Source organism: Cryobacterium luteum (assembly GCF_900110125.1).
GTDB classification, from domain to species: Bacteria; Actinomycetota; Actinomycetes; order Actinomycetales; family Microbacteriaceae; genus Cryobacterium; species Cryobacterium luteum.
In genome coordinates, this window is sequence record NZ_FOCN01000070.1 from 1 (window position 1) to 1236 (window position 1236).

Consider the following 1236-nt stretch of genomic DNA (forward strand, 5'->3'; position numbering starts at 1 on the left):
CTAGCTTTCTTGGGGGCCAGAAGTCGGGCGTTTGTACCGAGTTTTAGGCAGCGTTAGCCATGTGGGCGTCGTTGAGGTAGCTGTCGATGTGTTCCTCGATAGTCTTCAACGCCTGGCGGAGTGGGGCTGGTGCCGGGGGCGTATTGGCGGCGATGAGTGGCCGGAGGAGCCGGTCGTGCAGCTTCGTATAGAAGATCGCGATGCGTTGTCCATCGGCGGTGAGGACGTAGGTGTTGCTGTGTTCGCGGCGTTGGATCAGGCCATTGGCGCGGAGCTTGGCGAGGTCGTAACTCATCTGGCCTGCTCTGTATTCAGTGTCAAGTAGCGGGTTCACGAGGGCGCGGAGGCTCCGGTGGGTGAATCCGAGGACGTTGATGCTGATGCAGAGAGCGCCGAGCAGCGCCACGACCCGAGGGTCGCCGAATCTGATGGCTGGAGCCCTTCTCCCGTCCGGTGTGAGTGTTGGGGATGCGACCCGCTCAAAGGCTGGGCTCGCAAGGACACAGCGCTGCCCGACACGTTCAGTATCGAGTAGTCGGGCGTTGATGTCACGGGCTTTGAGCTGCAATTCCTCCAGGTGTTCCAAGCGTCGGAGGCATTGGAGATCTCGGGGGGAGTTGATGACGGTCTCGATGCGCAGGGCTCGGCCGTCCTTGAGGTATTGCTTGATGCGGGAATGTTTGAAGAACGCATTCACAGTGACTTGGGTGCCCTCGGTCACGATCTTCGTTTTGCACGGCGTGTGGTTCACGATCGGATGCGCGCTGCGGGAATGCGGAGCGTGACCGGTGAAGAGTAACTCCACGGTCTCGGGGCGGCCGATGTCGAGGTTGTCGGCGATGAGAGATTCGAAGAACCCCCGAGCATGCCGGGGAGCGTCGAAGACAAAGGTGCGGGAAGTTTCAATCTGACGCATCGACAATTCCCACCAGTACCCGAACGTGCGGTCGTACTCATTCAACGGCAACGGCAGGAGGTCCATCCACCGGTTAAAGAACGCTTGAATGGTGACTGATCCAAGCCGGTCACAGATCGCTTGCAACGCGTCCGGGGCATCGCAGCTGGCGAAACCATTCGAGAGGGACGTGAAGCCGATTCCAGCCCGTGTGGCTTGACGTTTGGCCCACTCGTGGCCATTGACCCAGACCTTGATCGGGTAGGGGAAGTACGCGCAAATCTTGATGAACGAGGGACCAAATTCCGTGTCCCACAGGTAGAAGTAATAGCACGTGACTC

The 1236-nt window shown here is 59.5% G+C and carries 1 protein-coding gene; it reads right to left on the reverse strand.

Features of this window, described 5'->3' with window-relative positions:
- Positions 1-43: 43 nt before the first annotated feature.
- A partial coding sequence (locus tag BMW72_RS18255; protein ID WP_092113185.1) for a hypothetical protein occupies positions 44-1236 on the reverse strand: 1193 nt, incomplete at its 5' end.